The organism is Ruegeria sp. BB9 (genome assembly GCF_056539345.1).
This window is the reverse complement of sequence record NZ_JBQFUU010000004.1, coordinates 125,278-138,867: the sequence shown is the minus strand read 5'-3', so window position 1 is coordinate 138,867 and position 13,590 is coordinate 125,278. Positions and strand designations below refer to the sequence as shown.

The 13,590-nt window shown below is 60.1% G+C and carries 11 protein-coding genes; 3 read left to right on the top strand and 8 right to left on the bottom strand.

The window, feature by feature from the left end; all coding sequences use genetic code 11:
• The first annotated feature begins 46 nt into the window (after positions 1 to 46).
• Positions 47 to 328 carry an Os1348 family NHLP clan protein gene (locus ACR0FC_RS14475; RefSeq protein ID WP_170341959.1) on the top strand — a complete coding sequence of 94 codons (282 nt, stop codon included), beginning with the start codon at positions 47 to 49 and terminating at the stop codon, positions 326 to 328.
• A 6-nt stretch (positions 329 to 334) separates the two neighbouring features.
• Positions 335 to 2,302, top strand: a complete 1,968-nt coding sequence (locus tag ACR0FC_RS14470) for a RiPP maturation radical SAM C-methyltransferase (RefSeq protein ID WP_170341957.1) — start codon at positions 335 to 337, stop codon at positions 2,300 to 2,302.
• A 43-nt stretch (positions 2,303 to 2,345) separates the two neighbouring features.
• Here ACR0FC_RS14470 and ACR0FC_RS14465 read toward each other — a convergent pair whose 3' ends face one another.
• The 7 genes from ACR0FC_RS14465 to ACR0FC_RS14435 all read right to left on the bottom strand — a co-directional run bounded on the left by ACR0FC_RS14465 (position 2,346) and on the right by ACR0FC_RS14435 (position 10,220).
• Positions 2,346 to 3,491 (bottom strand): iron-containing alcohol dehydrogenase, encoded by a 1,146-nt coding sequence (locus ACR0FC_RS14465; protein ID WP_170341955.1) that lies wholly within the window; start codon positions 3,489 to 3,491, stop codon positions 2,346 to 2,348.
• Between the two features lie 66 nt (positions 3,492 to 3,557).
• A complete protein-coding gene (locus ACR0FC_RS14460) occupies positions 3,558 to 4,940 on the bottom strand; it encodes an aldehyde dehydrogenase family protein (protein WP_170341953.1) in 1,383 nt (460 codons plus the stop codon).
• Positions 4,941 to 5,034: 94 nt separating this feature from the next.
• On the bottom strand, positions 5,035 to 6,387 hold the full coding sequence (locus ACR0FC_RS14455) for a glutamine synthetase family protein (protein WP_170341951.1): 1,353 nt from the start codon (positions 6,385 to 6,387) through the stop codon (positions 5,035 to 5,037).
• A gap of 85 nt (positions 6,388 to 6,472) precedes the next feature.
• Complete coding sequence (locus tag ACR0FC_RS14450) at positions 6,473 to 7,504, bottom strand: TRAP transporter substrate-binding protein (RefSeq protein ID WP_093963096.1); 1,032 nt, start codon at positions 7,502 to 7,504, stop codon at positions 6,473 to 6,475.
• Between the two features lie 70 nt (positions 7,505 to 7,574).
• The gene (locus tag ACR0FC_RS14445) at positions 7,575 to 8,900 is read right to left on the bottom strand and encodes a TRAP transporter large permease (protein WP_170341949.1); all 1,326 of its coding nucleotides are present in this window, start codon (positions 8,898 to 8,900) and stop codon (positions 7,575 to 7,577) included.
• Positions 8,900 to 9,418: a TRAP transporter small permease subunit gene (locus ACR0FC_RS14440; RefSeq protein WP_170341947.1), complete on the bottom strand. Its 519-nt coding sequence runs from the start codon at positions 9,416 to 9,418 to the stop codon at positions 8,900 to 8,902. Before ACR0FC_RS14440 ends, ACR0FC_RS14445 begins: the two co-directional genes overlap by 1 nt.
• Before the next feature lie 16 nt (positions 9,419 to 9,434).
• Positions 9,435 to 10,220 (bottom strand): N-formylglutamate amidohydrolase, encoded by a 786-nt coding sequence (locus tag ACR0FC_RS14435; RefSeq protein WP_170341945.1) that lies wholly within the window; start codon positions 10,218 to 10,220, stop codon positions 9,435 to 9,437.
• Positions 10,221 to 10,324: 104 nt separating this feature from the next.
• Here ACR0FC_RS14435 and ACR0FC_RS14430 point away from each other — a divergent pair, with 104 nt between their 5' ends.
• A complete protein-coding gene (locus tag ACR0FC_RS14430; protein WP_170341384.1) occupies positions 10,325 to 11,200 on the top strand; it encodes a MurR/RpiR family transcriptional regulator in 876 nt (291 codons plus the stop codon).
• 160 nt (positions 11,201 to 11,360) lie between these two features.
• Here ACR0FC_RS14430 and ACR0FC_RS14425 read toward each other — a convergent pair whose 3' ends face one another.
• Positions 11,361 to 13,400, bottom strand: coding sequence for a dockerin type I domain-containing protein (locus tag ACR0FC_RS14425; protein ID WP_254437829.1), 2,040 nt, complete (start codon positions 13,398 to 13,400; stop codon positions 11,361 to 11,363).
• Between the last annotated feature and the right edge of the window lie 190 nt (positions 13,401 to 13,590).

Sequence of the window (13,590 nt, the reverse complement as noted above, 5' to 3'; positions counted from 1 at the left end):
TAAAAAAACTATTAACAATTGGCCTTGTATTGCGAAAGGAACAATTATGAGTGACCACCATACTCGGGGTTTGACCCTGGAAGATGTTCAGCAGATCATTGGCCGCGGCATCCTTGACGAGGCCTTTCGAAAAGAATTCATCGACAACCCCGAAGGCGTAGTAAACCGCTTGGGAATCTCGCTCGATCAGGATGGCGAGGCGCGCAAGCTGTTGGCCGCGATTGGGAACGTCTTTTCCGGTGAATCCGACCTGAAGTCGGCGATGCAAGACATCAAGAAAGCCTATGAAGATACGTCCGACGGTGTGATCCGGCCCCGCTGCGCGTAACTTCGCATGAGCGAAAGCGCGACCGTCTCCAGTCAGGACCAAGGCGCAGCCCTGCATCAGCTGTGTCTGGTGTCCATGCCGTTTTCTTCCCTGCAACATCCAGGGCTTGGGATGTCTCTTCTTGCGCAGCTGGCACGGGACAACGGCTTTGCGACGACCGAGAAGTACTTCAGCTTCGACTATGCCGAGGCGATCGGCCTCGATGAGTATTTCATGCTGTCTGATGGCCGCTGCTATCAGGCGCTGCTGGGTGAATGGATATTCAGCGATCTGATCTATCCGCGCAGCGATCTGGACGCGATGGACTACCTGACCACGGTTCTTGGTGACTATGTGTCGGGTGTCGAATGGCTGGCGTTCATGCAAAACGCCATTGCCGCCCGAAAGCAAGCCGGAGCATTCGTCCAACGTTGCGCCGATGCGGTGATGGAACAAAACCCGACCGTGATCGGGATTACGTCTTCGTTCCAACAGGTCATGGCCTCGATCGCACTGGCCCGGGCCGTGCGGAGACGGTCAGCCGACGTGATCATCGTCATGGGCGGCGCAAATTGCGAAGGGCCGCTCGGGCGCGCGCTTTTGCAGGCCCATCCTGAACTGGACGCGGTTTGCATTGGCGAGGGCGACCATGCTTTTCCCGAGTTTCTGAAAGCCCTGGGGCCCAGCAGACCCTTGCCCGTGGTCGAGGGGTTTCTGAACCAAAGCCAATTGGATAACCCGCTGGAGGAGTCTCGACCGCGCCTGACCACGGATCTGAATACGCTGCCCATCCCGGATTTCAACGCTTTCTTTGAACAATTTCAAAGCACTCCGGGGCTATCAGAGCGCCTTGTGCCATCTGCGACGATCGAAACATCGCGCGGCTGCTGGTGGGGCGCGAAACACCATTGCACTTTCTGCGGGCTGAACGGCCAATCGATGACCTACCGGAGCAAGTCCGCCGAGCGGGCTTATGTCGAATTCTGCACGCTTGCCGATCTCTATGGCCCGGATCTTGTCGTGGTCGACAACATTCTGGATCACCGCTACCTCAAGACCCTGATCCCGAAGCTTGCGCAGGACACCAGACCATTCCTGATGCATTTCGAGGTCAAATCGAACCTTTCGCCGACCGTGATCGCCCGTCTGGCCGACGCCGGCGTTCGAAAGATCCAGCCGGGTATTGAGACCTTCGATACTCCGACCCTTGCGCATATGAGAAAAGGGGTCAGCGGAATTCAGAACATCCAGACGCTGAAGCTGTGTGCCGAGGCCGGGGTTTTTGTCGAATGGTGTTTCCTCTACGGGTTTCCCGGAGAAAGCGCAGCAGCCTTCGAACGGATGGCAAAGCTCATTCCGCTGCTGCATCACCTGCAACCACCCGGCTCGATAGGACCGGTGCGAGCGGACCGGTTCAGCCCTTATTTTGAACACCCCGAAGCATTTGGGGTCGAGGTCGAACCAGCGAAGCCGTATTCATTCATATTCGACCTGCCGCCCGAAGAAGTCTGGAATTTCGCCTACCATTTCGACATCGTCGACAACGGTCCAAGCCCGCCAGCGCAGCGCGCGGCGTCGACGTTGGATGCGCTTGCCGCATGGCAAAACGAGGCCGGTACGTCAGCCCTCTACGTCGAGGGCGACACGGTGATCGACCTGCGGGCGTCAGGACAAAGAGTTGTTCACCAATTGGACGAGACGGCTCGGGCCATCCTTGACCTGAGCCCAGCGATCATAGGCAGGGCGCTTCTTGGCGATCAGGTGTCCGACTTGTACGGGGCGGACGCGTTTGAAGCCGCGATGGACCGCCTTGAGAAGCTTGGGCTGATCTATGTCGAGGACAAATCCGTACTGTCCCTCGCCCTCAGGTCCCCAGGATTCCAGCGGGCGCCGACCTGGTCCGAGATCCGCAATGCGCCTGAACGTGCTTTCGCCGCTCAATTTCCCTCAGAATTCGCAAGTGCACAGGTACCGGGACCGCAACCGGCGGAATGAGATCGGACCCGGAGCTTCTCGATGCCCCGGATCCGACTGACACTCAAAGAGCGGCCCTGAACAATCCGGTCAGGTTTTCCTCGGTCAACTCGATGGGGTTGCCACCGCACGAGGGGTCAATGATCGCACCTTTGACTAACTCCGGGATTGCATCCTCGGTCACGCCCAGATCGGACAGCTTGCGCGGGATGCCCAGCGAGTCGTTGAATTCCTGCACAAAGGCCCGGAACCCGTCGAACCCGCCCGAAATGCCCAGATAGGCTGCGGCCACGTCGAACCGGTCGGCGATCACAGGCGCGTTGAATTCCAGAACCGGTGGCATGCAGACCGCGTTGGTGGTGCCGTGATGGGTGTTGAACACCGCGCCGATCGGGTGGCTCATGGCGTGGATCGCGCCCAGCCCCTTTTGGAACGCCGTCGCACCCATGGCGGCCGCACTCATCATTTGGGCGCGGGCCTCGATGTCGGTGCCGTCCGCATACGCGCGCGGCAGAAAGTCCTTGACCAACCGCATCCCTTCCAGCGCAATGCCCTGGCTCATGGGGTGATAGTGCGGGCTGGAATAGGCCTCGACACAATGCGCAAAGGCATCCAGGCCGGTCCCGGCGGTAATGAATTTCGGCATGCCCACGGTCAGTTCAGGGTCGCAGATCACCACGGCCGGCAGAACCTTGGGGTGGAAGATGATCTTCTTGGCATGGGTTTCCGAATTGGTGATGACGCTGGCGCGGCCCACTTCCGAGCCGGTGCCGGCCGTCGTCGGCACCGCGATGATCGGCGCGATCGCCTCGGCGTCCGCACGGGTCCACCAATCGCCAATGTCCTCGAAATCCCAGACCGGCCGCGTCTGACCGGCCATGAAGGCAACCATCTTACCCAGATCCAGCCCCGAGCCGCCGCCGAATGCGATCACACCGTCATGCCCACCCGCCTTGTAGGCGACGACGCCAGCTTCGAGGTTCTTTTCGTTCGGGTTCGGGTCGACCTCGCTGAACAGGCCCCGGCCCAGCCCGGCGGCCTCGAGAATGTCCAGCGTCGCGGCGGTGATCGGCAGATCGGCCAGGCCGCGGTCGGTCACCAGAAGCGGGCGCTTGATCCCCGCCGCCGCGCAGGCCTCGGGCAGTTCCTTGATGCGGCCCGCGCCGAATTTGATCGTGGTCGGATAGGACCAGTTTCCAACAAGACTCATGTCAGCTTTCCTTGTGTCTAAGGCCTGCCCCGGCGAGGGGGTCGGTCCGGGGCAGGCAAATCGTCCTCAGCCCGTCACCTTTTTCAGGTGGTAGGATTTGGGACGTGTCAGGTTGTGATATCCGATGATCGAAAGGCCGCCGCCACGGCCGGTATTCTTGCAGCCGGTCCAGCACAGACCCGGGTCCAGATAGTCGGCCCGGTTCATGAACACGGTTCCGGTCTCGATCCGGTCGCCAATGCGTTCGGCCCGCGCCACATCGCGCGTCCACAGCGAGGCGGTCAGGCCGAACTCGCTGTCATTCATCAAGGCAATGGCCTCGTCATCCGAGGACACCTTCATGATCCCCACGACCGGGCCAAAGCTTTCGTCGCGCATCACGCGCATGTCGTGGGTGACGTTGGTCAGGATCTGCGGCGTCAGATAGGCGCCGCCGTCATCCTCGGCAAAGGTCTCGATATGCGCCACGGCACCGGCGGCCACGGCCTCGGTGATCTGGGCGCGCACCTCGTCGGCAAAACGCACGTTGGCCATCGGCCCCAGCGTCGTCTCCGGATCCAGCGGATTGCCGAGCTTGTAACCCTTGACGATCTCGACCGCCTTGGCGACGAAATCGTCATACAGGCTCTCATGCACATAGATCCGCTCGATCCCGCAGCAGCACTGGCCCGAGTTGAACATGGCACCGTCGATCAGCGTCTCGACCGCCGCATCCAGATCGGCGTCATCCATGACATAGCCCGGGTCCTTGCCCCCCAACTCGGTGCTGACGGGGGTAAAGGTTCCGGCCGCGGCCCGTTCCATCGCCTGCCCTCCGGCGACCGAGCCGGTGAAGTTCACGAAATCGAACGCCTTGCCTGCAATCAGATCGTTGGTCACGTCGTGGCTCAGGAACAGGTTCTGGAACACGTCCTCGGGCACGCCAGCCGAGTGAAAGGCCCGCGCCATGCGCTCACCCACCAACAGGGTCTGCGTGGCATGTTTCAGCACAACCGTATTGCCCGCGATCAAGGCCGGCGCCACAGTGTTGATCGCCGTCATGTACGGATAGTTCCAGGGCGCCACGACGAACACCACTCCATGCGGAACGCGTTTGATGTAACGCTTGAACGTCTCGTCCTCGCCCACGGCAATATCAGCCAGCGCATCGCGCGCAATGCCCGCCATATAGGTCGCGCGTTCGCTGAAACCGCCGAACTCGCCGCCATAACGCACCGGCCGCCCCATCATCCGGGCCAGTTCCGGCACGATCTCGTCATTCATCGCACCCACGGCGGCAACGCCGGCCATCACCAGATCGATGCGCTCCTGCAGGGGCCGCGCTGCCCAATCCGCCTGCGCCGCCCGCGCCTGGCCCGCTGCGGCAAATGCCGCGTCACGATCCAGCGTGTTCCGCTCGGCAAACACCGATCCGTCGATCGGCGAGATACATTTCAACACCTGACCCATTGGTCACTCCATCCTCAAGCAAAGCAGACCCGCTGCTTCATCTGGCCAAAAATATTCCGGGGAGCGTGAGGGGCTGGCCCCTCACATCCGCCCTCTACGCCCGCTCGAACCCGCGGGCAATCTCCCAATCGGTCACCACGCGCTCGAATTCCTCGATCTCGACCTCGGCGGCGCGGACATAGTGATCCACCACGTCATCGCCCATGGCCGCCCTCAGCATGGACGACCCATGCAACGCATCCCGCGCCGCGCGCAGGTTGCCCGGAATCATGCCCGTATCCCCCTGATAGACATCGCCCTTGGTCGGCGGCTGCAGCTTGAGCCCCTCCTCGATGCCCGCGATCCCTGCGGCCAGCATGCCCGCGATGGCCAGATAGGGGTTCATGTCCGAACCCGGAATCCGGCACTCCACCCGCACCGCCTTGGTGCCATCCCCGCACAGCCGGAACCCCGCGGTGCGGTTGTCCACCGACCAGATGATGCGCGTCGGCGCAAAGGTGCCCTTCATGAACCGCTTGTAGCTGTTGATGTACGGCGCCATGAAACAGGTATAGTCGGGCGCGTATTTCAGCAGGCCCGCCATGTAGTTTTTCATCAGGTCCGACATGCCCAGCGGATCGGCCTTGTCAAAAAATGCCGGTTGCCGGTCCGCCCACAACGACTGATGCACATGCGACGAACTCCCGACCCGGTCATGATGCCATTTCGGCAGGAAGGTCGCTGCATGGCCGTGCTGCCACGCGATCTCCTTGACCGCGTTCTTGGCGATCGAATGATACTCGGCCGTTTGCATGGCCGGGGCGTATTTGATGTTCAGTTCTTCCTGCCCGGCCTCGGCCTCGCCCTTGGAATTCTCGATCGGAATGCCCGCATCCCACAGGTGATTGCGGATCGGCCGCATCACATGCTCTTCTTTGGTGGTCTGCAGGATGTGGTAATCCTCGTTGTAGCCCGAGATCGGTTCCAGATCGCGGAAACCTTCTTTGCGTATCTGGTCAAAGCTCTTCTCAAAGAGGAAAAACTCCAGCTCGGTGGCGCACATCGCGTCATAGCCCATAGCCTTCAGCCGGTTGACCTGCTTCTTTAAAATAGACCGAGGCGCGTGTGGAACCTCTTCATGCGTGTGGTGATCCAGCACGTCGCACATCACCATCACCGTGCCCTCCAGCCACGGCACCGGGCGCAGGGTGCTGAGGTCGGGCTTCATGACATAGTCGCCATAGCCGCGCTCCCAGCTGGTCGAGGCATAGCCATCCGGCGTCGCCATCTCGAGATCGGTGGCCAGCAGGTAATTGCAGCAATGGGTTTCTTCCCAGGCCCCGGCCACGAAATGGCCCGCGTGGAATCGTTTGCCCATCAAGCGGCCCTGCATGTCCACCATGCAGACCAGAACCGTATCGACCGAGCCTTCGGCAACCTGGGTCTTGAGCGTGTCGAAGTTGAGCATGAGCCACCTATTTCTGCGCCGGCGCCACCTGCCGGACTGACGTTTGCATCGGCCTGCCCCGGTATGAGGGCAGGCCGGTTTCACCTTAGCCGTACCGGTAGGGACGGCCAGCCTTTTGCATGTCGGCATTGTACTTCTTGATGATCTCGACAACCTTCGCCTTGGTCTCGGACTCGGCTGCAATCTCATCCCAGAACGCCACTGCGGCGGCTTCGACCTGCGCCCATTCTTCATCCGGGATCGAGGTCAGCTTCATCTTGTCACCATTCACGCGAAGCGATGCCTCGCCGCCCCAATACCACCACTGACGGTAGTAATGCGACTGGTCGGTGCAGACGCGGAACAGGGTCTGCAGGTCTTCGGGCAGTTCGTTCCAGCGGTCCATGTTGGCAAAGAACGACCCGGCCCAGGCGCCCGAGATGTTGTTGGTCAGGAAGTAGTTGGTCACATCCGCCCAGCCGACGGTGTAATCCTCGGTGATGCCCGACCAGGCGATGCCGTCCAGCTCGCCGGTCTGCACGGCGACCTCGATGTCCTCCCACGGCAGGGTCACCGGGACCACGCCGAACTGCGACAGGAACCGGCCCGCCGTCGGGAAGGTGAAGACCCGCTTGCCCTGAAGGTCCGCCAGGCTGTTGATCGGGTCCTTGGTGGCGAAATGGCACGGATCCCAGGCGCCGGCCGAGATGTGCTTGACGCCCACCTTGGAATACTCTTCGTCCCAGATCTCGTTCAGACCGTATTGGTTGAACAGGACCGGCACGTCCAGCGAGTAGCGCGAGGCAAAGGGGAAATAGCCGCCGAACACGGTTACTTCGGTGGGCGAAGCCATCGAGTCGTCATCCGACTGCACCGCGTCGATCGTGCCACGCTGCATGGCGCGGAACAGCTCGCCCGTGGGCACAAGCTGGTCGGCATAGAACAGCTCGATCTGCATCCGGTCGCCGGCGATCTGGTTGAACATCTTGATGGCCGGGTCGATCACATGCTCGGCCAGTGCGGGGCCGGCATAGGTCTGCATGCGCCAGCGGATTGTGGATTGCGCCAGCGCCGGGGTGGCCAGCGCGGCTGCCGGGGCCGCGGCGGCCCCTTTCAGGAATGTGCGTCTGTTCGTCATCTTCTCTCTCCGTTGTCGGTTTCGATGGGCGAGAGACCATCCTCTCGCATGTGCCCCGGTATGTCCGGGGTCATTTGTTGTAGATGTAGTCGGGCAGCCACAGCGCGATCTGCGGGAAGGTCATGATGATGGCCAGCGCCAGCGTCATCACCATCACGAAGGGCAGGATCGAACCGTAGATGTCGCGCAGCGAAATCTCGGGCGGGGCCATGGCCCGCATCAGGAACAGGTTATAGCCGAAGGGCGGCGTCATATAGGCGATCTGCGTGGTGATCGTGTACAGCACCCCGTACCAGATCAGGTCGAAGCCCAGTTCCCCCACCAGCGGCACGTACAGCGGCGCCACGATCACCAGCATCGCGGTGTCGTCCAGAAAGGTGCCCATGACGATGAAGCTCAGCTGCATCAGGATCAGGATCACCCAGGGGTTCAGGCCCAGCCGTTCGGTGAACAGGGTCTCGATCGCGCGCACGGCGCCCAGCCCGTCGAATACCGCACCAAAGGCTAGCGCGGCCAGGATGATCCACATGAACATGCAGGTGATGCCTAGGGTCGAGCGCACCGAAACCTCGAACACCTGCCGCGTCATCCGCCCTTTCAGCACGGCGGCCGCAAAAGCCGTCAGCGCACCGATGGCCGAGCTTTCGACCAGCGAGGTCCAGCCATTAACGAATGGCACCATCATCGCCGCGAAGATCGCCAACGGCAGCAGTCCCGCGCGCAGCAGCCGCAGTTTTTCCGCCATCGGCACGTCGCGCTCTTCTTTGGACAGGGCCGGGCCGAGTTCCGGGTTTATCCGGCAGCGGATCACGATGTACAGGATGAACATGCCCGCCATCATCAGGCCCGGCAGGATGCCCGCCAACCACAGCTGCCCCACCGGCTGACGCGCGATCATCGCATAGAGAACCAGTACAACAGAGGGTGGCACAAGTATCCCAAGTGATGATCCGGCCTGGATCACCCCTGTGACCATTTTCTTGTCGTACCCCCGTTTGAGCAGTTCGGGCAGCGCAATCGTGGCCCCGATCGCCATGCCTGCCACGCTCAGCCCGTTCATCGCCGAGATCAGCACCATCAACCCGATCGTGCCAATGGCCAGCCCGCCATTTAGTCCACCCATCCAGACATGAAACATCTTGTACAGGTCGTCGGCGATTTTGGACTCGGCCAGAACATAGCCCATAAAGATGAACATCGGCAGCGTCAGCAGCGGGTACCATTTCATCAGCTTCATCGCGGCCGAAAACCCGATGTCATAGCCGCCACGGTCGCCCCACAGCAGAAGCGCAGCCACCACGGCCACGAAACCGATGGCGCCGAATACGCGCTGACCGGTCAGCAGCATCAGCATCATGGTCGAGAACATCAGGATGGCGATCAACTCATACGACATCAGATCACCTCGCGCGGGATGTCATCGCCCATGAGGCGCAGAATATCTTTGAAAAGCTCGGAAATGGCCTGCAGCAGCATCAGGATCAGCCCCACGACCATGATCACCTTGATCGGCCACAGATAGGGGCGCCACGCGGTCGGGCTGCGCTCGCCATATTGCAGGGAATAGCTGAGCGAGTCGAACCCGCCATAGATCATCACGCCCAGGTAGAAGATGAGGAACAGAACGGTGAACGCGTCGGTCCAGGCCCGTCGCCGGTGCGACCACTCGCTGTAGAGAAGGTCCATCCGCACGTTCGAACCCATCTGGATCGAATACGGCCCGCCTAGGATGTAATAGGCGACCATCGCGAACTGCGCGACTTCGAGCGTCCAGAGCGACGGAAGGAAAAAAGTCTTCGAGATAGACGACCACAGCAGGATGCCCATCATCACGAAGATACCGTACATGACGATCCGCCCTATCCAGCGGTTCATTCGGTCGATGACCGCAATATATCCCCGCATGAAACTCATACCTGCACCCCTACCCTCATGTGTTCTGCCCTGCGTCCGAAAAGGTTTCGACCGTGGCGGCCAGTATTGGCGTCAATAGCCCCACGATCCGATTGACCCCGGTCGGTGTGTCGATCAGATCATTGCGGATCTCGATCATCACGTTGGGCAAGCCCCGCGCGATACCGTGCTCGCGCAGGGTGTGCGTGACGCCATCTTCTGGCGAATAGGGTTCGTTCAACGCCACTCTCAGCCCGCAATGCGCTGCATGGTTCAGCATGACCTGAGCCGCACGGTCATCAGAGTCATTCAAAATCCCCAGTTCGACCGCCCGGGTCTTGCCGTTGTAGATTGGTGTGAAACTGTGGATCGTAATCAGGACAGGCGGTTCTGGGCGGCGGTCCAGCGTCTGCGACAAGAGACCCCGGAACGGTTCGTAAATGTCGCGAACTCGCTGGGCGCGCTGATCCACCGTCAGACCGTGATTGCCGGGCACCGCAAACACCTCGCTGCGCGGAGGCATCGAATCTTCTCGTTCGGGCGGACGATTGCAGTCATAGACCAGCCGACTGACCCGCGAATGTACGAGAGGTGCATCCAGGGCGCCGGCCAGTTCAACCGCAACCTCTAGCGCCCCGATATCCCAGGCGGCGTGTGAACGGGCCGCCACGTCGTCCAACCCCAGCCCATCCAATGCCGCAGGTATGAACCGGCTTGCGTGTTCGCACACCAGAACCGCGCGTGCCACGCCACGCGCGTTCAACACACGTGCGGCGGGCGCTTCCAGCGGGGATAACAGGGATGACTCGGTCTTGGACTGCATGCGTAGCATTTGTTACAGCGGCCTTGGGCCTGTCAAGAAAATTTCTGTAGACAAAATTACAATCACTCATATCCTGTAGCAAATTGAATAATACGAGGGCGCCGATGGCCTCTGTCGCCAAAACGGTCAAACAACGCATTCAGGACGAACTTGAAGGCCTGACCCGCTCGGAACGGCAGCTGGGATCGGTCCTGTTGCAGGATTATCCGATGGGTGGGCTGCAATCGATCACCAAGCTGGCCGCGGCGGCCCAAGTGTCCACCCCGACGGTCATTCGCATGGCGAGAAAACTGGGTTTCGATGGGTTCCCGGCGCTGCAGGAGGCGCTGCGTGAAGAAGTTGCGGCACAGATCCAAAAGCCGATCTCGAAGCGCGACGCCTGGATCGTGGATGATGAAACCGAGCATCCGATCACGCGTTTTGCCCAAGCCGTCTGGACCAACATGCGACACACACTGGAGCGGTTGGACAAGTCGATGTTCGACGCGGTGGCCCAGTTGCTGGCCAATACCGAGCGCCATTTGTATGTCGTCGGCGGTCGGATCACCCGATCGAACGCCGACTATCTGTTCAACCACATGCAGATCATCCGGCCCAACGTGACGATGTTGGGCAACTCGGCCAACGTATGGCCGCAATACCTGCTGGACATGGACGAAAGCTCGGTTCTGGTCATCTTCGACATCCGCCGCTACGAGGCGCATCTGGAAAAGCTGGCGCAAGTTGCGTCCGATCGCGGGGTGACCGTCGTGCTGTTCACCGACCAATGGGGATCGCCCATCGGCAAATCGGCCAACTATACCTTTCACGCTCTGGTCGAAGCTCCATCAAGCTGGGATTCGACGATCGCCCTTCAACTCATTTCGGAAACCTTGATTGCGGAGGTTCAGGAGGCGCGCTGGGAAGAAAGCAAGGAGCGTATCGAGGAGTTGGAGCGCTATTTCTCGACCACACGGATCTTCCGCAGCCACGAGGCGTGACGAACGAACCATCGCCTGTGCGCCGGATTTTGGTTGGAAATGCCGCATCTGCTTGGTAGCCATTGGGCAATCTCTAAAAAACCGGGCTAGGCTGTTCTGCTAAGATTAGCCTACGTCTGCGCGGAAGCACGATACCTTTTGCGTTCCGCGAATAGCCAGTTCACACCGCCTCGAGATTCCCAAGCAGGATTGACGTCATGTCCACACTGAACACCCCATCCATGGCGGTAACCGCAGCGCCGGTTTGATAGTCGACATTCGTGGGTGTGATTGAGGAAAGATCGGCGGTCTGGTCCAGGTAGACCCATTCCGGCTCATGTGCGGTGGGCAACCCAACGGCAATCTGCAGGATCGCCAGGGCATCCAGTGCATTGACGGTGCCATCCTGGGTGATATCGGCCGCGATGAGGTTTTCGGGGGCTGCAGGTCCCCAGGTTGGTCCCAAACCGACCGCTATCCGCAAAACCTGCAGCGCATCGAGGGCCGTGATCTCTCCGCTGGCATTTGAATAGGACTTGATGATGTCCACATGACCCGGCAACGAACCTGATGGCAAATCAAGATCGAATTGGCCCTGATCGTCGGCCTGTACCGATATCGGGCTGTTTCCAACTGGCGTGAACACGATCTCAGCATCGCTCAGCGCGGGGTTTGAACCGGAAGACTCTACCGTGATTGGACCCGTCACACCGGCCGAGGCCTCGGGCCCCGTGAGCACGCCAAAGTCAACGGGGATATGATCCGGCCCCTCAAAACCGGACCCGAAAATTTCGGCGCTGGTGAGTGTGCCACCGTCGGTCGAAAATAACTCAACGGTTTCATCCATGAACTCAATCCGAGCCCCTTGTGCCGTTGACGTCACGGTCAGCTGGCCGGGGTTGCGCAACATCGGGTAGTCGAACAGATCCAACCGATCAGTTCCGGCCTCGAAATCCGTGATCGTCGTCAATCCACTGCCGAACCGCATAACGAAGATGTCCGCGCCGGAGCCGCCCTGCATGGTGGTTTCACTGCGACCGGCAATCAGAATGTCGTCACCGGCACCGCCCTGCAAATCAGTGTCCAGGACGCCTGCGCTCAGCATGTCGTCCTGAGCGGTTCCGGTTACGATTCCATTCCCCTCGATGACATTGCCCAAGGAGTCCAAAGACACTGTCAGCTGGGTTAGCCCTGCATCCTGCTGCGATGCCACAAAGATCTGAAGGTCGCCGCCAACATGGGCCACCTCGATGGTCTCAACATTCTGAATACCGCTATCCACGGTATCAGCAAAGCTGTCCAGGTAGATCAGCTTGCCATCAGGGGTCATTGTCAGCAGGGTCACTCCGTTGTCTCCGCCGCCGGCAACGACAAAGACACGTCCATCGACTTCGACGACCTTCATGTCCTGAACTGCGCCAAAACGGGTACCCAACGTGTCCAACGCATGATCCTTTGGAACCAGTGTTCCGTCTGCGCGCAGCTCCATCACACTGATGGAGTTGCTGCTGGACCCGGCTACTAGAACCCACGTGTGTCCATACGCATCAACGGTTTCCAACGCTGTCGGAGAACTGATCCCAAGCGTTTGGGTTGTCGTGTTGTCAACTTCGATCAGCGTCCCGCTTCCCTGATCGGCGTTGAACACCCGGATCGCATTGTCGGTGGCATTGGCAGTGACGACATACTGGTTGCTGCTCACCGCCGCAGTCTGCATCGTCCCGGCATTGCCCGCGACCGAGCCGACATGACTGAGTGCACCATTCGAGTTCACCACGTAGGTGCCGATGAGCCCGCTGTCCTGATGGGCCACCGTCAGGTAGTCGACCGCACCCACCGAGTATTGGACCAATGCTGTGACATCACCGCCTCCGGGAATCGCCGCCGTTTCTTGCAGCGCCCCGATCGTGCCATCCGTATTCAACTCGTATCCGACAAGGCCTGTTGCGTTATCGACGTCCAGTGCCAACAGATCGCTTGCGCCCAATGCGACCAGAGCACCAAGGCTGCCGACCTGCAACGATATGGTGCCGCTGAAATATTGATCGTCGTGGAATTGCAGAGCCCCACCATCCACAAGCTGCCAGACCACGATGCCGCCGCCAGCCCGGGTCGTGCTGTACAGATACGTAACACCGTTAAACGTTTTTAAAGCCGTATCGCCGATACCTGAATCGAGCGCCGGACTCCCCGTTGCAACCACTCTTTCGAACTGAAGCATCAACTCAGATCACCCCCAATGCCATCGCTGGCAGTCCTTTCGAGGGTGACGCGGTGCCAAGGCAAAGACGAGAACGAAATTGTGGTGAAAACGAGGAATTCGGCTCCAGATTAACTCAATTTTTCAAGGTCCGACCGCATGAATAACTCGGCAGCAGGAAAGAAGAACAGAACTTGGCTTCTTCGGTCTT